This window comes from Kitasatospora acidiphila (genome assembly GCF_006636205.1).
Taxonomy (GTDB): domain Bacteria; phylum Actinomycetota; class Actinomycetes; order Streptomycetales; family Streptomycetaceae; genus Kitasatospora; species Kitasatospora acidiphila.
In genome coordinates this window covers 4076344-4096171 of record NZ_VIGB01000003.1, presented here as the reverse complement: position 1 = coordinate 4096171, position 19828 = coordinate 4076344, and the positions used below count along the sequence as shown (strand labels likewise).

Sequence of the window (19828 nt, the reverse complement as noted above, 5' to 3'; positions counted from 1 at the left end):
TCCCCAGCCGGAGCAGCGCCGCCAGACCGGAGTAAGAACCTCATGACTTCCGCACCCCCCGATCACCCCGGGGACCGCACCCCAGCGTCCGACACACCACCCGGGCAGCCGACGATCTCCCTGCGGGGCACCGGCCGCCTGGGCGACCGCCTGTTCCGCCTGGCCTCGTCCGGCTCCGGCGTCCTGCTGCTGGTCATCATGGCCGCCATCGCGGGCTTCCTGCTGTACCGCAGCGGGATGGCGCTCAGCAAGGACAAGACGAACTTCCTCACCACCTTCGAGTGGGACCCGGACAACATCCTGAAGCCCAGCTTCGGCATCGCCGTGCTGGCCTTCGGCACGATCGTCAGCGCGGCGATCGCGATGGTGATCGCGGTTCCGGTGGCGATCGGCATCGCGCTGTTCATCTCGCACTACGCGCCGCGCCGGATCGCCCAGCCGTTCGCCTACCTGGTGGACCTGCTGGCCGCCGTGCCCAGCATCATCTACGGCCTGTGGGGCGCGCTCTACCTGGTGCCGCACATGGCCGGCCTGAACAGCTGGCTGAACGACTACCTCGGCTGGACCTACATCTTCAAGGTCAGCCAGCACGGGGCGCCGGCCCGCAACCTGTTCACCGTCGGCATCCTGCTGGCCATCATGGTCCTGCCGATCATCACCGCGGTCAGCCGCGAGGTGTTCCGCCAGGTCCCGCGGATGCACGAGGAGGCGGCACTGGCGCTCGGCGCCACCCGCTGGGAGATGGTCCGCACCGCGGTGCTGCCGTTCGGCCGCCCGGGCATCATCTCGGCCTCCATGCTGGGCCTGGGCCGCGCGCTCGGCGAGACCATCGCGGTGGCCACCGTGCTCTCCGCCAGCGACAAGCTCTCGTTCCACCTGCTGGACGCGGGCGGCGGCACCTTCGCGCAGAACATCGCGCTGAAGTTCGGTGAGGCCGGCACGGTCGGCAAGGACGCGCTGATGGCCTCCGGTCTGGTGCTGTTCGTGATCACCCTGCTGGTGAACGGCGCGGCCCGGCTGATCATCGCCCGCCGCAAGGAGTACTCGGGGGCGAACGCATGAGCACCGCGACCACCGTTTCGGACCGTACCCCGGTCCCGCAGCTCAACGGCCGGCTCACCGCCGCCCGGCTGCCCCGCTGGGCCCCGGCCGGCGTGGCCGTGCTGTCCATCGCACTCGGCTGCGGGATCGGCGCCGGAGCCGGTCTGGCCAGCCACATCCAGTGGGGCCTGATCGCCGCGCTGCTCTTCGTGGCGCTGAGCTTCTCCCTCTCGGCCAAGGTCGAGGGCGTCCGGCAGGCCAAGGACCGGCTGGCCACCTCGCTGATCTGGGTCGCCTTCATCCTGGCCGTGGTGCCGCTGATCTCGCTGCTGGTCTACACCGTGCAGCAGGGCGCCGGCGTGGTGGACGGCAACTTCCTCAGCCACTCGATGCGCGGCGTGCTCCAGTCCGGCCCGGGCGGCGGCATCTACCACGCGCTGCTCGGCACCCTGCAGCAGGTCGGCCTGGCCACCGCGATCGCCGCGCCGATCGGTCTGCTCACCGCCGTCTACCTGGTCGAGTACGGCCGCGGCCGACTGGCCAAGGCGGTCACCTTCTTCGTCGACGTCATGACGGGTGTCCCGTCGATCGTCGCCGGTCTGTTCATCCTCTCCGTCTGGAACCTGGGTCTCGGGTTCGACTACTCCGGCTTCTCGGGCAGCCTGGCGCTGTCCATCCTGATGATGCCGGTGGTGGTCCGCTCCACCGAGGAGATGCTGCGGCTCGTGCCCAACGAGCTGCGCGAGGCCTCCTACGCGCTGGGCGTGCCGAAGTGGAAGACCATCATGCGGGTCGTCATCCCGACCGCGATCGGCGGCATCACCACCGGTGTGATGCTGGCCGTGGCCCGGATCACGGGTGAGACGGCGCCGGTGATGATGCTGGTCTTCGTCTCGGACTCGATCAACCCGGATCCGTTCAACGGTCCGCAGATGAACCTCCCGGTCTACATCTGGCAGCAGTACACCCAGGTCAACAACAGCTTCGGGTACGCCCGGGCCTGGGGTGCGGCACTGGTCCTGATCGCCTTCGTGATGGCGCTCAACCTGGTTGCCCGCGGCATCGCCCGCTGGCGCTCGCCCAAGACCGGCCACTGACCGCCCGACTGACGTACGAAAAGACGAGAGAAGAAAGAATCATGGCGAAGCGCATCGACGTCAGCGGACTGTCGGCCTTCTACGGTGGCACCAAGGCCATCGAGGACATCTCGATGACCATCGAGCCCCGCTCGGTGACCGCCTTCATCGGCCCCTCCGGCTGCGGCAAGTCCACCTTCCTGCGCACCCTGAACCGGATGCACGAGGTGATCCCGGGCGCCCGGGTCGAGGGCAAGGTCCTGCTGGACGACGAGAACCTGTACGGCCCGGGGGTCGACCCGGTGGCGGTGCGCCGCACCGTCGGGATGGTCTTCCAGCGGCCGAACCCGTTCCCGACCATGTCGATCTACGACAACGTGGCGGCCGGCCTGAAGCTCGCCGGGGTCAGGAAGAAGTCGGTGCTGGACGGCATCGTGGAGCAGTCGCTGAAGGGCGCCAACCTCTGGAAGGAGGTCCACAACCGGCTGAACAAGCCGGGTGCCGGCCTCTCCGGCGGTCAGCAGCAGCGTCTGTGCATCGCCCGGGCGATCGCGGTGGAGCCGCAGGTGCTGCTGATGGACGAGCCCTGCTCGGCGCTGGACCCGATCTCCACGCTGGCGATCGAGGACCTGATCGGCGAGCTCAAGTCGCGCTTCACCATCGTGATCGTGACCCACAACATGCAGCAGGCGGCCCGGGTCAGCGACCGCACCGCCTTCTTCAACCTTGCCGGGGTCGGCCAGCCGGGCAAGCTGATCGAGCTGGACGACACCCAGCGGATCTTCTCCAACCCGTCCGTACAGGCGACCGAGGACTACATCTCGGGCCGCTTCGGATAGAGCTGCCCTTCGGTGCTGCATGGCGGTGCCGCCGCGGGGCATGAAAGGGCCCGCCCTCGGGACGCGAGGGCGGGCCCTTATCCGTGTGTGGTGCGGCGCGTTTAACCGACGATCAGATCGGTCAGCCAGAAGACCCCGGCAGCGACCAGCGCGGCGGCCGGCATGGTGATGAACCAGCCGAGCACGATGTTCTTGGCCACCCCCAGCGGACCGCGCGGACCCGCTTGGTGGCCCCCACGCCCATGATCGCCGAGGTGATCACATGGGTGGTGGAGATCGGCGCCTTGTAGACGTACGAGGTGACGTACATGATCGCGGCCGAGGTGGCCTCGGCGGCGAAGCCCTGCGGCGGGTCCAGCTCGATGATCTTGCGGCCCAGGGTCCGCATGATCCGCCAGCCGCCCGCGTAGGTGCCCAGCGACAGAGTCGCGGCGCACGAGACCTTGACCCAGATCGGGATCCCGTTGCCATGCTGGTGGCCGGAGATGGTCAGGGCCATCACCACCACACCCATGGTCTTCTGGGCGTCCTGCAGGCCGTGGGCCAGCGCCATCGCCGCGGCCGAAGCGGTCTGCGCGACCCGGAAGCTGCGCTTGGCGCGGTGCGGATTGGCCCGGCGGAACAGCCACAGGATGGCCAGCATCACCAGGTAGCCGACGATCAGGCCGACGATCGGGGAGACCACCATCGGAATGATGATCTTGTCGACCACGCCGCTCCAGATCACCCCGGTGCCGGCGGCCATCGCGGCACCGACCAGGCCGCCGAAGAGTGCGTGGGAGGAGGAGGACGGCAGGCCGAAGTACCAGGTGACCAGGTTCCAGGCGATCGCGCCGACCAGGGCGCCGAACAGGACGGTCATCCCCTCGGAGCCCTGCGGGGTCTCGATCAGGCCCTTGGAGACGGTCTGCGCCACCCCGCTGCCGAGGAAGGCGCCGGCCAGGTTCATCACCGCGGCCATCGCCAGCGCGGCGCGCGGGGTGAGGGCCCGGGTGGAGACCGAGGTGGCGATGGCGTTCGCCGAGTCGTGGAAGCCGTTGGTGTAGGTGAAGAAGAAGGCAACGCCGATGACGACGATGAGTGCTGCCATGTCCACGCTGGTCAGGACTCCTTGACGGCGATGGTCTCCACCGTGTTGGCCACGTGCTCGAAAGCGTCCGCCGCCTCCTCAAGGACGTCGACCACCTGCTTGAGCTTCAGCACCTCGATCGCCTCGTACTGGCCGCTGAACAGGTGGGCCAGCAGCTTGCGGTGGATCTGGTCGGCCTGGTTCTCCAGCCGGTTGACCTCGATCCAGTACTCGGTCAGGTTGGACATGCTGCGCAGGTTGGGCATGGCCCCGGCGGTCAGCTCGGCAGCCCGGGCCAGCACCTCGATCTGCTGCTCCACACCCTTGGGGAGGGTCTGGATGTCGTAGAGCACGACGAGGTCGACGGCCTCCTCCATGAAGTCCATGATGTCGTCCAGCGAGGAGGCCAGGCTGTAGATGTCCTCGCGGTCGAACGGGGTGATGAAGGAGGAGTTCAGCTGGTGGAAGATCGCGTGGGTGGTGTCGTCGCCCGCGTGTTCGGCGGCGCGCATGCGCTCGACGATCTCCGCGCGGGCAGACACGTCTGAGCCCAGCAGTTCCAGCAGGAGCTTCGAACCGACGACAAGGTTCTCCGCGGCGGCGGCGAACATGTCGTAGAAGCTCGTCTCCTTCGGGGTCAGGCTAAAACGCACGGAAATCTCCGATGTGCGGGGGAGGGACTCAACGATGCTAGGTGTTCGGCGCCGCACATGTGCAAACGGGGTGCACGGCTGGGAAGCGGATCCTCCTCTTCCAGGCGGCCTCGGTCTACGCGCATCAGTCTGGCGGAATCCCGGCCCGATGACCGCCGTCCGGCACCCGCCGATCGCCATCCGCCCCCCGGACGGGGGAACCGCGACCGGGCCGCGCGGTGCGGGAGACTAGTGCCATGACGACCACCGAGGCCCACGGCGGACACGGCCCGTACGGCTACAGCAAGAACAAGGCGGACCACCTCAAGCGACTGCGCCGGATCGAGGGCCAGGCCCGCGGCCTGCAGCGGATGGTGGAGGAGGACGTCTACTGCATCGACATCCTGACCCAGGTCTCCGCGACCACCAAGGCACTGCAGTCCTTCGCCCTGGCGCTGCTGGAGGAGCACCTCGCGCACTGCGTCGCGGCGGCCGTCGAGGAGGGCGGTACGGCGGTGAACGACAAGGTGACCGAGGCGATGGCGGCGATCAGCCGGCTGCTGCGGAGCTGATCGGACCCAGGCCGTCCGGGGGCTCGGGAGACGGCGGAGTCTCCGGGGCCCCGCCCGCCGCCGGACGGTGCAGCAGCACCTCGTCGATCCGGGCGGTGGGCAGCCGCTCGGCGCTGCTGTCGGTGGCCGCGATCATCAGTTCACCGGCCAGCTCGATCTCGTCGAGGGCCGCGCTCTCCTGGCCGAACGCTCGATCCGCCGAGGACGACACCCAGCACCACCCCTTCAGCGCCCGCTCAACGGGGCGGCAGCCACCCTCCCCCGGCCTTCGGCCGGGTGGGGGTCCCTCCCGGCCGCCAGACTGGGGCGCGCCCCCAACCAGCCTAGAGAGTGCCCGGCCGCCGCCCCATGGCACGGACGGGCCATCTCTGGTGCGCAACTGGGTGACCCCGAGGCCGCGCCCCGGTGGTGCGTCACACCGGTTCCCGGTGGTGCGTCAGCTCGGCGGCCGACGGTGCGTCACTTCGGCGAGGCGGAGCCGCCGTCCTTCAGCTCGACCACGTCACCGCCGGCCGGCTCGGAGACGGAGACCGCGGTGCCGTAGTCGCTCAGCGCGACCGTGGAGGTGACCTGCACCTGGTCCTTGGGGTCCTTGGAACCGGCCACCCCGGCGAAGGTGAAGCTCTCGATCATCCGGTGCAGCCGGCCCTGCGCGTCCAGCCAGGCCTCGAACGGCACCTCCTTGACGGTGAAGGTGGCACCCGCCATCCGCAGCCCGTAGCCGGCCTGCCCGCCGGCTGCGTCGGCGGCCTTGGCCAGGTCCAGGGTGCCCTTGTAGTGCTTCAGCGGGATCCCGTCCACGGTCTCGTCGCCGGCCAGGGCGGCCTGCTGGGCGCCGCGCAGCGCGGCCGCGGCGGTGGCCGGGTCGGTGGCGCCGTTGCTGATCAGGTTGCCGTCGGCGAGCTGCCGCACGTCCAGCCGGACCCACTTGCCGGGGGCCACCCCCTTGGCGCCGCTGTTCTGCAGGAAGATCAGGCCCGGCTCGTAGATCTCCACCACCGGGCCGTGGGTGGCCGCGCCGGGCGGCACCTGCACCTCCAGCCGGCCGATCCGCTTGACGTAGTCGTACGGGCCGCCGCCGGTGAACGAGGCCTTCTTGGACCCCGAGACGGTGGTCAGCTGGGTGGCGGCCTGCACGGAGCCGGTGTGGCCGGTGATGTCCGGGGCGTTGCGCACCGCGGTCAGCGGGTCGTCGGCGAGCTTGTCGGCCACCGGGCTGCCGGACGCGCCCGCGTCGCTGGAGCCGGCCGAGCCACCGCTGCAGCCGGTGAGTACGGCGGCGAGCAGGGCGGCTGCGGCGGCCGAGCCGATGGCCCGGGTTTGGCGCGACGTCGTCATGGTGAACTCAACCCCCATGGTGAGCGACCCCCTCGGGCCGGAGAACCGGCGAGCCGCCGCCCCTGGCTGGGCGGGGCCGGTACTGCCGAGAACGAGGCCGGTGCGCCGTGGGTTACGCGCCGCCGGGCGCGCGGCGGGCGGTTCGCGCCCCTCCCGGCCGCCGTGCGAAGCCGTCCGTCAAGAACGGTGCAGTACGGTGGACAACGTGTCGGCGGCAACACCCGAAGTGGATCCCCAGGCGCCCGGCGGGCACCTGGCGGAGGTGACCGAGCGCGGCTCATTCGCCTTCGCGGTCTGCAACTGCGGCTGGTTCGCCCCGGCCCGCCGCTCCCGGGACAAGGCCCGGCGGGACGTCGCGGAGCACCTGGAGAGCCTGCAGCCGGGCTGACGGCCCCAGCGGCACTGACGCGGGCTCAGGCAGCCAGGTCGGACTCGGAGGCGGGTGGCAGTTCGGAGCTTGGCGAGCCGCCGCGGCGCCGCCGTCGGCCGTCACCGGCCCCGGCCCCGGCCCCGGCCCGGCCCCGGCCCCGGCCGGGCCCGCGGTCACCAGCGGCGCGGCCGCGCTCCGGGCGACCGCGTGGCAGAGCGGCACCAGCACCACATTGGCGAGCGGCGCCAGCAGCAGCACGACGGCGACGGCCAGTGCGTAGCCGCCCAGCACGTCGGTCGGATAGTGCACACCCATGTAGAGCCGGCAGAAGCCCTGCAGCAGTGCCAGCACCCCGGCGATCGCCCCGAGCCGCCGGTTGACCAGGAAGAGCGCCACGGCCACGCCCATCGCCATGGTCGAGTGGTCGCTCACGAAGGAGTGGGTGCCGGCCTTGCCGGCGATCAGCACGTCCAGGTCCGGATGGCTGACGAACGGTCTGGGCCGGTCCACGATCGCGGAGATCGGCAGGTTGGCCAGCTCCGCCAGCGCCACCGACAGCGGTACCCAGAGCATTCCGGCCACCGCCACCGGTGCGTCCGGGCGGCGGCGGGCGGTCAGCCAGCCGATCGCGATCAGCGTCAGCAGGCCGAGCAGGATGCCGTACTCGCCGACCCAGGAGACCAGCGAGTCCAGCCAGTGCGGCGCGCTCTTCGCCAAGCCGTTGACGGTGTAGAGCAGTTCGAGATCGGGGTTGCCGTCGCCCGGGTCGGCCAGCAGCGTGGACACCCCGTACCTCCTGTGCTCGCTCGACCGGCGCTGTCGGCTTGCAGCCTACTTGACCTGGCGTGCCTGAACTGGCAGTCCGTCAGGGGGAGGGGCTGGCGGAGGCCGAGGCGAGCGAGGAGCCGCCCTTGCCGTCCAGCGCCGAGCCGCCGGTGATGGTGCCGTCGGCGGCCCTGCTGGGCAGCGCGGCGGCGCCGTCCGGGGTGACCCGGGTCGCACCGATGTACTCGGAGCGGTCGATCGAGTCGTAGCGGATCTCGGCGCCGGTGTGCGGGGCGTCGATCATGTAGCCGCCGCCGACGTAGATGCCGACGTGGTGGATGCTGCGCGGGTCGCTCAGGTCGGTGGCGAAGAACACCAGGTCGCCGGGGCGGAGTTGGTCGCGGCTGGGGTGCTGGCCCGAGTACCACTGGTCGTTGGCCACTCGGGGCAGGGTGATGCCGACCGAGGCGAAGGCGGCCTGGGTGAGCCCGGAGCAGTCGAACCGGCCGTCCTGCGAGGGCAGCCCCTCACCGCCCCACAGGTACGGGGTGCCCAGTTTGGTCTGCGCGAAGTAGATGGCGCCGTTGGCCTGTGCCGAGATCCCCACGGGGGCGCTGGGCGCGCTGAAGCTGCGCGCCAGCGAGAGGATCGAGTGGACGTAGTCCTGGGTCTCCGAGTAGGGCGGGATGCCGCGGTTGCGCAGCACCGCGTCGGTGCCGGCGTTGTAGGCGGCCAGCATGTTGGCCTGCGGGTCGCCGGGGACGGAGGCGACGTCCTTGGCGTAGGCGCAGTCGATCCGGGCGGCCATCGGGATGGCCTGGCTCGGATCCCAGGGGTTGGTCCAACTCGGGTCCGCGTACTGCCTCCAGGTGTCCGGCATGATCTGACTGATGCCCTGCGCACCGACGTTGCTGACCGCGGTGGGGTTGAAGCCGCTCTCCTGGTAGAGCTGGGCGGCCAGCAGCGGAGCGGTCACCTGCGGGCAGGTGCTGCTGCCGGCCTGCTGGATCAGTGCCTGGTAGGCGGCCGGGACCGTGCCGGTGGCCAGCGAGACGTTGGAGCCGTAGCCGGCGTTGCCCTGGGGCAGGCCGCTCGCCGCATAGGTGCCGAGCCCGAGCAGCAGGACGAAGCCGCCGCCAAGAGCTCCCGCAGCGATCGCCGCTCGGCCGCCATTCCGGAGTACCATCAGCACCATCCCGATGCAGTGTCAGAGTGCTTGTGTCCCAGGGTGCTGAGCTATCGGTTCGGCCCTGGACAGGAGCCTCCGGCGCGGTACCGGAACGCATATGCCCCCCGCACGCGCCAAGTCGAACGGCCGACACCTCTGCCAGTCTGCTGCAATGCGTTGCCCAGCGCAATCATCGGAGATACAAAGAGTGAGCGCTATCCTTCGTCCAGTGGACATCCTGGCAAACGTGTTCCGTGCCCCGCGACCAATCCTCAAAAAGTAGCCAAGTCGACATCAGATCCGGCCAAGAATAGGCCCTGGCCCTTCGCGCGTCGGTGGTCGTGGCCGTTGAATTGCCTGATCAGGCGGTGAGACAGGAAATGCACGTGAGTGACACAGTGAGCAGCGTGGGCAACACAGTGAATGGATACGCAAGCGGCCTGCTGGCCGCGGACCCTCCGAAGAAGCCCGGCATCGACACCATCATCGGTGGCATCGCCCCTGATTGGGGCCCCTTCGCCACGCTGGGCTCGGAAGCCCGGATCATGGTCGAGGTGGTGATGGCCGTCGCGATCCTGGCCTGTCTGGCGATCGCGGTCTGGGGGGCGGCCAAGCAGCGGATCGGCGCCACGGCGCTGCGTGACACCTTCAGTGCCGAGCAGGGCAAGGGGCTGATCGTCGCCGGCCTGACCGGCGTGTTCATCATTGGATCACTCGGCACCCTGTTCACCATTGTGTACGGCATGGCCATCTGATGAACGTTCATCTGATGAGTGTGGTCTTCTGATGGCTGCGTTCGTCTGATGACCTGACCGCCGACCGGGCCAGCGGCCGGGTCGGCCCACCGACGCTCCCCCAGCCTCCGGCCGGGGGACCCCATTGCATCCGCGCCGCAAGCCCGGAAGACCACGATGGAGCCCACCCCCGGCTCCCTGTCCCAGGAGGGCCGCCGTGCCGTTGCCCGACGACCAGCCGCACACCCGTACGCGGCTGCCGGTCGGCGAACAGGCCTCCGGCCAGCCGACCTCCCGTCAACCCAGGCCGCTGCGCACCCTGCTGACCGTCCTGGTGGTGGTCACCCTGCTCGTGGTGGCCATCTCCATCGCCAACAACGCCCGCCCCGGCACCCCGACTTCGGGAAGCGCCGGCGCCGGGCACTCCGCCGGCGCGGTACCGCCCACCGGCGCCGCCACCGCGCCCAGCGGCGACCAGCCGGTGACCGCCAGCAGCAACGGCATCGGCACCGGCTACCCGCACACCGACCAGGGCGCCCAGTCGGCCGCCGCCAACTACGCGGTGGCACTGGGCGGCGCGGACATGTTCCAGGCCGCCGGCCGGGGCGGATCCTCGACACCATCGCCGACCCGGCCGCGCTGGGGGCACTGCGGGGGGTGCTGGACCAGGCGATGACCCCTCAGGTGCTGGCGCGGCTGGGGCTGGACGCCCAGGGCAAGGCGCCGGTCGACCTGACCTTCGTCAGTCGTAGCAGTCCGATCGGTACCAAGACGGACGGTTACACGGCCGACAGCGTCAAGGCGGTGGTCTGGTGCGTGAGCCTGGTGGGGCTGGCCGGGCCCAACTCCACACTCCCTGTGCAGGCGAACTGGTACACCCTGACGCTCACCCTGCGCTGGGTCGGCGGTGACTGGAAGCTTGCCTCCTACAGCCGTCAGGACGGGCCTGCGCCCCTTCCGGCCGATCAACAGGCCGCCACCGCCGAAGAGATGACCGGTGCTGTTCAGCAGTTCGGAGGCTTCCGCTATGCCCGCTGAGACACGGCAGCCGACCGGCGCCCGTCGCGCACTGACGCTCGGCGGGGTGATGGCGACGGTTCAGCTGGGCGCGATCCTGGCGGCGCAGCGGGCCTTCGCGGCGCCAAGCCCGTCACCGTCCCCCTCGCCGTCCAGCACCAACGGCAACTGTCCGAACCTGCCGATGGCCTCGGACGGGATCCTCTGCGCCGACAAGCCCGGTTCTGTCCCCGGCTCCGGCACCGTGGGATCCGTGACCGATCCGCTCGGGTCGTTGGCGAAGGCGTGCGCGCAGGCGGCGGCTTGGGTGGTGCGGAACCTGTCGGGGGCGATCGACAGCACGACGCAGGTGGACTTCACCAACACGGACTTCCTGTCGCAGTACGCGGTGGTGTTCGCGGCGTCGACGGTGCTGACGCTGGTGCTCTGGCTGCTGGCGGTGACCAAGCGGGCGGTCCGCGGGGTGCCGCTGACCCAGGCGATCTCGGAGGCCATCGGGTTCCTGTGGCTGACCGTGATCGCCTCGGCGTTCACCCCGCTGATCCTCTACACCTTGGTGGGGGCGACCGACGGGGTGACCGCGGTGATAGCGGCCGGGACCAAGTCGGGCACCGGCAACTACCTCGGCGGGTTCGCCGACACCCTGGAGCACGGGTCGATCGGCGGCGGGCCGCTGATCCTGGTGCTGGTCTCGCTGGTGGCGGTGCTGGCGGCGGTGGTGCTGTGGATCGAGCTGTGGGTGCGCACCGCGATGCTGTACGTGGGAGCGCTGCTCGGCACCGCGGTGTACGCGGGCTGGTCGACAAGCAGCTGTGGAAGCACGTGCGCCGCTGGGCGGGCCTGATGGCGGCGATAGACCTGGTCAAGCCGGTGATCGTGATAATCCTGGGGCTGGCTGCCGCGGTGGCCGGCGGCGCGGGGGCCTCCGACGACTTCTCCAGGGTGCTCGCCGGCCTGGCGATCCTGTTCCTGTCGGTCTTCGCCAGCTCCGCGATCTACCGCTTCGTGCCCGGCTTCGGCGACGAGATGATGCATCTGCGGCAGGCCCGGGCCAGCGCGGTCAGCGCCGGCCAGGCGATGATCAACGGGCCGGCCAACCTGGTCAAGCAGGGCATCTCGACGCACGGTTCGCGCGGCGGCGCGGAGACGGCGACCGCCTCGGCCAGCGGCGGCGCGGGCGGCGGCTCGGTCGCCCCCGGCATCGCCGCGCACGCCACCCGGCAGCCCGCCGCGCCGAAGACCCCGGCGGCGCCGGCCCAGCCGCCGGCCCAGAACCCAGCGAAGGGAGGGTGACGCGCCTTGAGCAGTGAGCCGTTCGGCCAGTTCGGGGGCAGTACGCCCAGTCGTACGTCCACCAGCGCCGCACCTACCTGATCGGCAAGTCCCGCCCGAACGCGCCGATCGGGCGCAACCGGGAGTCCGGGGAGATCATCCTGATCATCTTCGGCGCCTTCCTGGGGATGCTCTGGGGTCTGCTGGTGCCGATCCTGGCGCTGCGGATAGTCGGTCTGGTGGGCTTCCCGCTGCTGGCCATCGCGGCGGTGTACCTGCCGTACCGGCGCCGGACCTTCTACAAGTGGGTGGAGATCAACCGCACCTTCCGGCGCACCGTGCGCAGTGGCCGGGCGGTCTGGCAGTCCACCGCGATGGACGCCGGTACCCGGCTGGACGGCCGGGAGGTCGAGGTCGGCCCGCCGCCGGGGGTGGGGCGGCAGCGCTGGCTGAGCGCGCCGTTCGGACCGGACGAGGTCGCCGTGCTGATGCACCTGGAGCGGCGCACCGTGACCGCCGCGATCGAGATCGAGGGCCCGGGCGTGGGGCTGCGCGACTCCGAGGACCAGGAGGCGCTGGTCGACCGGTTCGGCACCCTGCTCAAGCACGTCGCCAACGGGGACGGCTTCGTGACCCGGCTGCAGATCCTGGCCCGCACCCTGCCCGCCGACCCGGACGCGCACGCCAAGGACGTCGAGCGGCGCGGCGACCAGGACGCGCCGCGCTGGCTGCGGGACTCCTACGACCAGCTGCAGTCGATGGTGTCCACCTCCTCCGAGCAGCACCGGGCCTACCTGGTGGCCTGCATGCACTACACCCGGGACCTGGCCGCCGAGTCGCAGGCGATGGGCCGCAGCGCCTACGACAAGCGCGGCGCGGGCCGCGAGGACGACGGCCTGGCCGCCGTGATGGCCCGTGAACTGACCGACATCTGCGCCCGGTTGGCGGAGGCCGACATCCGGGTGCGGCAGCCGCTGGGCGAGGCCCGGCTGGCCTCGCTGCTGCACTCGATGTACGACCCGGACCATCCGATCGACCACATCCAGGCGATGACCCGGCGCAACGCCTGGCCGGCCGAGCTGGACGCCACCGACCCGCAGTACCTGCAGGCCAAGACCCGCGAGTCGGCCACCCGGGCGCCCTGGTGCCACGCCACCGCCTGGATCAAGGAGTGGCCGCTCACCCCGGTGGGCGTCAACTTCCTCGCCCCGCTGCTGGTGCACACCCCGGACGTGATCCGCACGGTCGCCGTCACCATGGACCTGGAGCCGACCGACGTGGCGATCGAGCGGATGCTCACCGAGAAGACCAACGACGAGGCCGAGGCCAGCCGCGCGGCCAAGATGAACCGCACGGTGGACCCGCGCGACCTGGCCCACACCGGCCGGGTCGACCAGCGCGGTGACGACCTGGCCTCCGGCGCGGCCGGGGTGAACCTGGTCGGCTACATCACGGTCTCCTCCCGCAACCCCGAGGCGCTGGCCCGCGACAAGCGGACCATCCGGGCCTCGGCCGGCAAGAGCTACCTCAAGCTGGAGTGGTGCGACCGCGAGCACCACCGGGCGTTCGTCAACACCCTGCCGTTCGCCACCGGCATCCGCCGCTGACCGTCCGCCACCGGCATCCGCCGCCGACCAACTGGAGCCCCCGTGGCCATGGGCAACCTGACCGACTCGTTCACCAGCCTGATGTTCGGCAAGGTGGAGACCACCCGGCTGCCGGTGCGCACCTCCACCGGTCAAGCCCAGGCGGTCTACCTGCCCACCGCCGCACCGGGGCTGGGCGACTCCGGGGTCATCATCGGCCGTGAGGTGTACAGCGGGAAGGGCTACGTCTACGACCCGTTCCAGCTCTACGGCCAGCAGCTGCCGGCCCCGCACTGGCTGGTGCTCGGCGAGTCGGGCAACGGCAAGTCGGCGCTGGAGAAGACTTATGTGCTGCGGCAGTTGAGGTTCCGCGACCGGCAGGTGGTGGTGCTGGACGCGCAGGGCGAGGACGGCGTCGGCGAGTGGAACCTGATCGCCAACGCGCTGGGCATAAAGTCGGTCCGGCTGGACCCGATGGCGGCCCGGGACGGCGGGGTCAAGCTCAACCCGCTGGACCCGGCGATCACCACCACCGGGCAGCTGTCGCTGCTGCGCACCATCATCGAGGTGGCGATGGGCCGCAGCCTGGAGGAGCGGGCCGGCTTCGCCCTGAAGGCCGCGCACGCCCATGTCCGGGCCACCGTGACGGACCGCCAGCCGATCCTCGGCGACATCATCGAGACGCTGCGCCGCCCCGACCTGTCCTCGGTGGAGTCGCTCGGGGTGGACCCGGAGGAGGTGCAGTCCTGGGGCCTGGACGTGGCCCTGGTGCTGGACCGGCTGGTCGACGGCGACCTGCGCGGCATGTTCGACGGGTCGACCACCGACGGCATCGACCTGGACGCGCCGCTGATCGTCTTCGACCTGTCGCACATCGACCGCAACTCGATCGCGATGCCGATCCTGATGGCGATCGTCGGCGTTTGGCTGGAGCACACCTGGATCCGCCCCGACCGCAGGAAGCGCATCTTCCTGGTCGAGGAGGCCTGGCACATCATCAACAGCCCGTTCGTGGCCCAACTCTTCCAGCGGCTGCTGAAGTTCGGGCGCCGGCTCGGCCTGTCGTTCGTCGCCGTGGTGCACCACCTGTCGGACGTGGTGGACGGCGCCGCCGCCAAGGAGGCCTCGGCGATCCTCAAGATGGCCTCCACCCGCACCATCTACATGCAGAAGGCCGACGAGGCCCGGGCCACCGGACGGGTGCTGGGCCTGCCCCGGTGGGCGGTGGAGATCATCCCCACCCTCTCCCCGGGCATCGCCGTCTGGGACGTCAACGGCAACGTCCAAGTGGTCAAGCACATCATCACCGAGAGCGAGCGCCCGCTGGTCTACACCGACCGCGCGATGACCGAGGACGCGGTGGCCGAGCGGATCCGGGCGGAGCGTCAGCTCGCGGCGGAGCCGGGGGTCTGACGTTCGGCCCGGGGCGCGAGATGGGGGTCCCCCGGCCGAAGGCTGGGGGAGGATCCGGGCGGAGCGTCAGCTCGCGGCGGAGCCGGGAGTGTGACGTTCGGCCCGGGGCGCGAGATGGGGGTCCCCCCGGCCGAAGGCTGGGGGAGGATCCGGGCGGAGCGTCAGCTCGCGGCGGAGCCGGGGGTGTGAGCTGACGGTCCGCCCGGGCGGACCGTCAGCTGGCTGCGGAGCCCGGCGGGTACGGCGGCTGCGGGGGCAGCGGAGGCGCCGCCGGGGGCGGTTCCGGGGCGCCGGGGAGGGTGACCACCGCGAACGCACCCGGGCCGCCGTCCGGCGCCGGACCCAGCGTGACCCGGCCGCCGCTGTCCTCCACGGTCTGCGCCACGATCGACAGGCCCAGTCCCGAACCCGGCAGCTGCCGGGACGACGGGGAACGCCAGAACCGGTCGAAGACGTACTGCAGTTCGTCCTCCGGGATGCCCGGTCCATGGTCGCGGACCGTCAACCGCCCGTGGTGCAGGGTCACTTCGATGGCACCCGCCGGCGGGCTGTACTTCACCGCGTTGTCCAGCAGGTTCATCACGGCCCGCTCCAACGCGGCCGCGTCCGCCCGGGTGTACCAGGGCTCCAGGACCACCTGGTAGTTCAGCCCCGGACCGCGCAACTTGGCCCGGTCCACGGCACGCTGGGCGATCTCGTGCACCGCGACCACCGCCACGTTCTGCCCCGGGCGCGGTGAGTCCGGTCGGGACAGCTGCAGCAAGTCACCGATCAGCACGGTGAGTTCCTGCATCTGCGCCTTCATCGAGCCGAGCAGCTTGGTCTTGGTGGCGGGCGGCAGCGGCCGGCCGGTGTCGTCGCTGCGGATCAGCAGGTCCACATTGGTGCGCAGCGAGGTGAGCGGAGTGCGCAGCTCGTGCCCGGCATCCGCGATCAACCGGGTCTGCCGCTCCCGCGAGTTGGCGAGCGCGGTGGACATCGAGTTGAAGGACGAGGAGAGCCGGGCGATCTCGTCATTGCCGTGCACGGGGATCGTGGTGCCCACCTCCTCGGTGCGGGCGATGTGCTCCACGGCATCGGTGAGGTCGTGAACGGGACGCAGGGCAGCACGAGCCACCAGGCGGCCGGTGACACCGGCGATGCCGATGCCGACGGCGGAGACGACGAGGAGGATGAAGCCGAGGTTCTGGAGGGAGTTGTCGACGCTCTTCAACGATGAAGCCGTGGCGAGCACATAGGACTGACGCGCGTCCTGGTAGTGCGACAGCCGCACCATCGCCGGATCACCGTTGACGAACCGCCCCCTGACGTAGGTCGCTTGCCCGATCGGCAGGTTGATCGCGTTCAGGTAGGACGGCTCGACCTTGACGGCGACCAGGTCCGCTCCGATCGGCAGGCAGACTTCGGAGCCGTCGGAGCTGATCGCCTCAGCCGGCCAGTGGTTGCTGCGATTTCCCGGGGGCGGTGCGCCGGTAAACAGGCCGGCGTTGGCGGTCTCCAACTCGGTGACGGCATCCTGTGGAGTGCTCGCGCAGACGGTGGGTGGGCTGAGGCGCGGGATGACCTGCAGAGCGTAGGGAGCCTTGGCGAGCTCCTGCTGCTGCAGCGCGTACGTCTGGTCCCTCACGATGAACCAGCACGCGACCGAACACAGCGCGATCGCCACCGCCACTGCCACCGACGCCAGCACCGCCAGCCGGCTGCGCAGCGACATGTCGTGGTACCACCGCGACAGCCGCCCCCGTGAAACCGCTTTGGTGCCCATCACCCTCAGGCCGTCGCTCCGCTAGGCGCGCGCAGGGCGTAGCCGACCCCGCGTACGGTCTGGATGAGCCGGGGCATGCCGCCCTGCTCGGTCTTGCGGCGCAGGTACATCACGTAGACGTCCAGTGAGTTGGAGGACGGCTCGAAGTCGAAGCCCCACACCGCCTTGAGGATCTGCTCGCGGGTGAGCACCTGGCGCGGGTGGGAGAGGAACATCTCCAGCAGCATGAACTCGGTGCGGGTCAGCTCGATGGGCTTGCCGGCGCGGGTGACCTCGCGGGTGGCGGTGTTCATCTTCAGGTCGGCGAAGGCGAGCACCTCGGAGTCGTCCTCCACGGCGCCGGCCCGGGCGGCGGCCTCGGTGGCCAGCGCGTTGCGGCGCAGCAGGGCGCGGACCCGGGCCAGCAGCTCGTCCAGTTCGAACGGTTTGGCGAGGTAGTCGTCGGCGCCGACGTCCAGGCCGGTGACCCGGTCGCCCACCGCGTCGCGCGCGGTGAGCATCAGGACCGGGGCGGTGTCGCCGCGGGAGCGCATCCGGCGGACGGCGGTGAGGCCGTCCATCCGGGGCATCATGATGTCCAGCAGCACCAGGTCGGGCTTGTCGCGTTCGACGGCCTCCAGCGCCTCGTAGCCGTCGGTGGCGGTGCTGACCTCGTAGCCCTCGAAGGCGAGGCTGCTCTCCAGCGCGTCACGCAGCGCCGGCTCGTCGTCGACCACGAGCAGCCGCGCGGGCGGCGCGGAGGGCTCGGCGGGGTTGCGGTCGTCGGCGGGGGAGTCATCGGCGGGGTTGCCCTCTCTGGGGATGGAAGGGGTGTTGCCATTGTGCGGTGCGGACCGCCCGGAACGGGACTACCGGGGGTCAGCGGGGGTCACCGGGGGTTCACAGCGTCTGGCCGGCCTGCATCTGGGGCAGCACCTGCTTGACGGTGTCGATCGGGATGGTGAAGCCGAGGCCGACGCTGCCGGCCTGGCCGGAGCCGGAGCCGGAGTTGCCGCTGCCGGAGTACATCGCGGAGTTGACGCCGATCACCTGGCCGGCGGCGTTGATCAGCGGGCCGCCGGAGTTGCCGGGGTTGAGCGCGGCGTCGGTCTGCAGTGCCGAGTAGCTGGCGGTGCTGCCGCTGTTGGAGGGCTGGCTGTTGTAGCCGGGCAGGAACGGGTAGCCGAAGCCGCCGTTGCCGCGCGTGGTGGTCTCGTCGACCTGCACGGTGACCGGCCGGTTCTTGGCGCTGATGATGCCCGAGGTGACGGTGCCGGTCAGGCCGTCGGGGTTGCCGATGGCGACCACCGGGTCGCCGATCGCCAGTGCGCTGGAGTTGCCGAGGGTGGCCGGCTTGAGGCCGCTGACGCCGCTGGCGGTGATCACCGCGAGGTCGCTCGACTTGTCGGTGCCGGTCACCGATCCGGTGGCCTTGGAGCCGTTGTCGAAGGCCACGGTGATCCTGCCGCCGTTGCTGACGGCGCTGGAGATCACGTGGTAGTTGGTGAGGATCTGGCCGTTGGCGGTGAGGACGATCCCGGTGCCGATGTCACTGCCGCCGCTGGTCTGCACGGTGATCTGGACGACGCTCGGCGAGACCGCGGCGGCGATCCCGGCCACGTTGGCGGTGCTGCCGCTCTTGTCGGCGACCGGGCTGACCACGGTCGGGGCGGAGGCGCTGGTGGTGGCGGCGGTGTGCCCGCTCTCGGCGACTGTGCCGCCGATCACGCCGCCGAGCACGGCCGCGACGGCGGCAACGGCGGTGGCGAGGGCGACCCGGCCGCGTTGGGGGTACCTCCCAGCCGCCAGGCTGGGGGCGAAGCCGTTGCGGGCGTGGCGCGCAGGGCCCTCGGGGCCCTCGGGGTCCGGCGCCGGCGCGGCCTCGAAGGCCGCGTAGGTCGCCGAATGGTCGAAGTAGTCGAAGTGAGCGGTGGGTGCTCCGGCCGGCTTCGGCGGGAACGGGTACCCCGACTCATCTGCGGTGCTGCGGTGCTCGCTCATGCAGCACACGCTCCGCCTGGCGGATGAGAGTTCGATGAGAGTGGGGTCAGAACGGCCAGAGAAGCCCGTTGGCTTCTCATAAAGGCGCGTTACTCTGCGCCCGCTCCGCTCGGTGCCCCGTCGAGGGCCGGCTCGCCGGGGCAGCCGCAGGAGCGCCGCACCACGAGACGGGACGGGAACCGCCGCACCCGCTCGGTGGCCGAGCCGGGCACCATCAGCGAGTCGTCCAGCACCAGGTCGACGGCGGCCCGGGCCATCGCCTCGCCCTCGCTGGCCACCGTGGTCAGCGGCGGGTCGGCCAGCGCGGCCTCGGGGATGTCGTCGAAGCCGGCCACCGCGAGGTCCTCCGGAACCCGCAGGTTCAGCTCGCGGGCCGCCCGCAGCACGCCGATCGCCTGGTCGTCGGTGGAGCAGAAGATCGCCGGCGGCCGCTGGGGGGAGCTCAGCAGCTTCAGCGCGACCTGGTAGGCGCCGTAGCGGTGGAAGGGGGCCTCCACCAGGTGGCCGTTGCTGTCCTGGCCGGTCGTGGCCATGGCCCGCTGCCAGCCCGCGATGTGGTCGATGACCGGGTCGCCGGGCACGGGGGTGTCCACCGGGCCGCCGAAGCAGGCCACGTACGGGTGTCCGTGCACCTCCAGCAGGTGGCGGACCACCATCTCGGCGCCGCCGATGTCGTCGGTGACCACCGAGACGTCGTCGGCGGCCTCGGGGCGGCGGTGCAGCAGCACCACCTTGGCGCCCTCCATCGCGGCGAACTCCTTGGCGGCCCGCTGCGGCGCACCCTGGCTGACCAGGATCAGACCGGAGACCCGCATGCCCAGGAAGGCCTGGATGTAGTGCATCTCGCGGTCTTCGACGTAGTCGGAGTTGCCGATCAGCACCAGCTTGCCGCGGTCCGAGGCGGCGCGTTCCACGGCGTGCGCCATCTCGGCGAAGAACGGCTGCCGGGCGTCCGGCACGATCATGCCGATCAGATTGGTGCGCCGGGAGGCCATCGCCTGCGCGACGCTGTTCGGCCGGTAGCCGAGTTGCTCGATCGCGGCGAGCACCCGCTCCTTGGTGGCGGGCGCCACCGGGCGGGGTCCATCGTTGATCACGTAGCTGACGACCGCGGTCGAGGTCCCAGCCAGTCGGGCTACGTCGTCGCGCGTCACCTTGGCCACGCAGGGAGTCTACGCGTGTATGTCCAGC

Annotated in this window: 18 protein-coding genes and 2 pseudogenes; 10 read left to right on the top strand and 10 right to left on the bottom strand. The window is 70.8% G+C overall.

The features are described from left to right. The first annotated feature begins 42 nt into the window (after window positions 1-42). The 3 genes from pstC to pstB are packed head-to-tail and all read left to right on the top strand — an operon-like array spanning window position 43 to window position 2956. Entirely contained in the window at window positions 43-1062 is a 1020-nt protein-coding gene (pstC, locus tag E6W39_RS19270) for a phosphate ABC transporter permease subunit PstC (RefSeq protein ID WP_141634581.1), read from the top strand. Continuing rightward, window positions 1059-2138 (top strand): phosphate ABC transporter permease PstA, encoded by a 1080-nt coding sequence (pstA, locus tag E6W39_RS19265; protein WP_141634580.1) that lies wholly within the window; start codon window positions 1059-1061, stop codon window positions 2136-2138. The genes pstC and pstA overlap by 4 nt, the downstream gene beginning before the upstream one ends. Window positions 2139-2179: 41 nt before the next feature. Continuing rightward, the gene (gene pstB / locus E6W39_RS19260) at window positions 2180-2956 is read left to right on the top strand and encodes a phosphate ABC transporter ATP-binding protein PstB (RefSeq protein ID WP_141634579.1); all 777 of its coding nucleotides are present in this window, start codon (window positions 2180-2182) and stop codon (window positions 2954-2956) included. A 101-nt stretch (window positions 2957-3057) separates the two neighbouring features. On the opposite strand, the pseudogene E6W39_RS19255 reads toward pstB, so the two are convergent. Together E6W39_RS19255 and E6W39_RS19250 are read right to left on the bottom strand one after the other, a co-directional pair. Next, a pseudogene (locus tag E6W39_RS19255) lies at window positions 3058-4052 on the bottom strand (anion permease). 5 nt (window positions 4053-4057) lie between these two features. Beyond that, a complete protein-coding gene (locus E6W39_RS19250) occupies window positions 4058-4678 on the bottom strand; it encodes a DUF47 domain-containing protein (RefSeq protein WP_141634578.1) in 621 nt (206 codons plus the stop codon). 236 nt (window positions 4679-4914) lie between these two features. Here E6W39_RS19250 and E6W39_RS19245 point away from each other — a divergent pair, with 236 nt between their 5' ends. Further along, window positions 4915-5229, top strand: a complete 315-nt coding sequence (locus E6W39_RS19245; protein WP_101381704.1) for a metal-sensitive transcriptional regulator — start codon at window positions 4915-4917, stop codon at window positions 5227-5229. Here the strand turns inward: E6W39_RS19245 and E6W39_RS19240 are convergent. The 4 genes from E6W39_RS19240 to E6W39_RS19220 all read right to left on the bottom strand — a co-directional run bounded on the left by E6W39_RS19240 (window position 5207) and on the right by E6W39_RS19220 (window position 8888). Beyond that, the gene (locus E6W39_RS19240) at window positions 5207-5440 is read right to left on the bottom strand and encodes a hypothetical protein (RefSeq protein ID WP_101381705.1); all 234 of its coding nucleotides are present in this window, start codon (window positions 5438-5440) and stop codon (window positions 5207-5209) included. The two genes, E6W39_RS19245 and E6W39_RS19240, sit on opposite strands and share 23 nt — an antisense overlap. Window positions 5441-5688: 248 nt before the next feature. After that, entirely contained in the window at window positions 5689-6567 is an 879-nt protein-coding gene (locus E6W39_RS19235; protein WP_141634577.1) for a hypothetical protein, read from the bottom strand. Between the two features lie 277 nt (window positions 6568-6844). Next, window positions 6845-7723, bottom strand: a complete 879-nt coding sequence (locus E6W39_RS43560; protein ID WP_323809058.1) for a phosphatase PAP2 family protein — start codon at window positions 7721-7723, stop codon at window positions 6845-6847. Window positions 7724-7802: 79 nt separating this feature from the next. Continuing rightward, on the bottom strand, window positions 7803-8888 hold the full coding sequence (locus tag E6W39_RS19220) for a C40 family peptidase (RefSeq protein ID WP_141634575.1): 1086 nt from the start codon (window positions 8886-8888) through the stop codon (window positions 7803-7805). 425 nt (window positions 8889-9313) lie between these two features. On the opposite strand from E6W39_RS19220, the gene E6W39_RS19215 reads away from it, so the two are divergent. From E6W39_RS19215 to E6W39_RS19190, 6 genes and pseudogenes are all read left to right on the top strand, one after another. Continuing rightward, window positions 9314-9625 carry a hypothetical protein gene (locus E6W39_RS19215; RefSeq protein ID WP_407658624.1) on the top strand — a complete coding sequence of 104 codons (312 nt, stop codon included), beginning with the start codon at window positions 9314-9316 and terminating at the stop codon, window positions 9623-9625. 196 nt (window positions 9626-9821) lie between these two features. Next, window positions 9822-10280: a hypothetical protein gene (locus E6W39_RS41665; RefSeq protein WP_181799339.1), complete on the top strand. Its 459-nt coding sequence runs from the start codon at window positions 9822-9824 to the stop codon at window positions 10278-10280. Then, window positions 10277-10642 carry a hypothetical protein gene (locus E6W39_RS41660; protein ID WP_141634574.1) on the top strand — a complete coding sequence of 122 codons (366 nt, stop codon included), beginning with the start codon at window positions 10277-10279 and terminating at the stop codon, window positions 10640-10642. The genes E6W39_RS41665 and E6W39_RS41660 overlap by 4 nt, the downstream gene beginning before the upstream one ends. After that, window positions 10632-11914 (top strand): annotated as a pseudogene (locus tag E6W39_RS43555) (hypothetical protein). The gene E6W39_RS41660 and the pseudogene E6W39_RS43555 overlap by 11 nt, the downstream one beginning before the upstream one ends. A 77-nt stretch (window positions 11915-11991) precedes the next feature. After that, on the top strand, window positions 11992-13500 hold the full coding sequence (locus E6W39_RS19195) for an SCO6880 family protein (RefSeq protein WP_141634573.1): 1509 nt from the start codon (window positions 11992-11994) through the stop codon (window positions 13498-13500). Window positions 13501-13548: 48 nt separating this feature from the next. Beyond that, on the top strand, window positions 13549-14892 hold the full coding sequence (locus E6W39_RS19190) for an ATP-binding protein (protein ID WP_141637827.1): 1344 nt from the start codon (window positions 13549-13551) through the stop codon (window positions 14890-14892). A 214-nt stretch (window positions 14893-15106) separates the two neighbouring features. Here the strand turns inward: E6W39_RS19190 and E6W39_RS19185 are convergent, their stop codons facing one another. The 4 genes from E6W39_RS19185 to E6W39_RS19170 form a co-directional block, all read right to left on the bottom strand. Beyond that, window positions 15107-16606, bottom strand: coding sequence for a sensor histidine kinase (locus E6W39_RS19185; protein WP_228718217.1), 1500 nt, complete (start codon window positions 16604-16606; stop codon window positions 15107-15109). Window positions 16607-16662: 56 nt separating this feature from the next. Continuing rightward, complete coding sequence (locus E6W39_RS19180; RefSeq protein ID WP_228718691.1) at window positions 16663-17379, bottom strand: response regulator transcription factor; 717 nt, start codon at window positions 17377-17379, stop codon at window positions 16663-16665. 157 nt (window positions 17380-17536) lie between these two features. Next, on the bottom strand, window positions 17537-18637 hold the full coding sequence (locus tag E6W39_RS19175) for a S1C family serine protease (RefSeq protein WP_141634570.1): 1101 nt from the start codon (window positions 18635-18637) through the stop codon (window positions 17537-17539). Window positions 18638-18726: 89 nt separating this feature from the next. Further along, a complete protein-coding gene (locus E6W39_RS19170; protein WP_141634569.1) occupies window positions 18727-19800 on the bottom strand; it encodes a LacI family DNA-binding transcriptional regulator in 1074 nt (357 codons plus the stop codon). Between the last annotated feature and the right edge of the window lie 28 nt (window positions 19801-19828).

Excerpts from the sequence above, each read along its gene's own strand:
- pstC (WP_141634581.1), top strand. The coding sequence starts at position 43 with ATGACTTCCGCACCCCCCGATCACCCCGGGGACCGCACCCCAGCGTCC.
- pstA (WP_141634580.1), top strand. The coding sequence starts at position 1,059 with ATGAGCACCGCGACCACCGTTTCGGACCGTACCCCGGTCCCGCAGCTC.
- pstB (WP_141634579.1), top strand. The coding sequence starts at position 2,180 with ATGGCGAAGCGCATCGACGTCAGCGGACTGTCGGCCTTCTACGGTGGC.
- E6W39_RS19245 (WP_101381704.1), top strand. The coding sequence starts at position 4,915 with ATGACGACCACCGAGGCCCACGGCGGACACGGCCCGTACGGCTACAGC.
- E6W39_RS19235 (WP_141634577.1), bottom strand. The coding sequence starts at position 6,567 with ATGACGACGTCGCGCCAAACCCGGGCCATCGGCTCGGCCGCCGCAGCC.
- E6W39_RS19220 (WP_141634575.1), bottom strand. The coding sequence starts at position 8,888 with ATGGTACTCCGGAATGGCGGCCGAGCGGCGATCGCTGCGGGAGCTCTT.
- E6W39_RS41660 (WP_141634574.1), top strand. The coding sequence starts at position 10,277 with ATGACCCCTCAGGTGCTGGCGCGGCTGGGGCTGGACGCCCAGGGCAAG.
- E6W39_RS19190 (WP_141637827.1), top strand. The coding sequence starts at position 13,549 with ATGGGCAACCTGACCGACTCGTTCACCAGCCTGATGTTCGGCAAGGTG.
- E6W39_RS19185 (WP_228718217.1), bottom strand. The coding sequence starts at position 16,606 with ATGTCGCTGCGCAGCCGGCTGGCGGTGCTGGCGTCGGTGGCAGTGGCG.
- E6W39_RS19175 (WP_141634570.1), bottom strand. The coding sequence starts at position 18,637 with ATGAGCGAGCACCGCAGCACCGCAGATGAGTCGGGGTACCCGTTCCCG.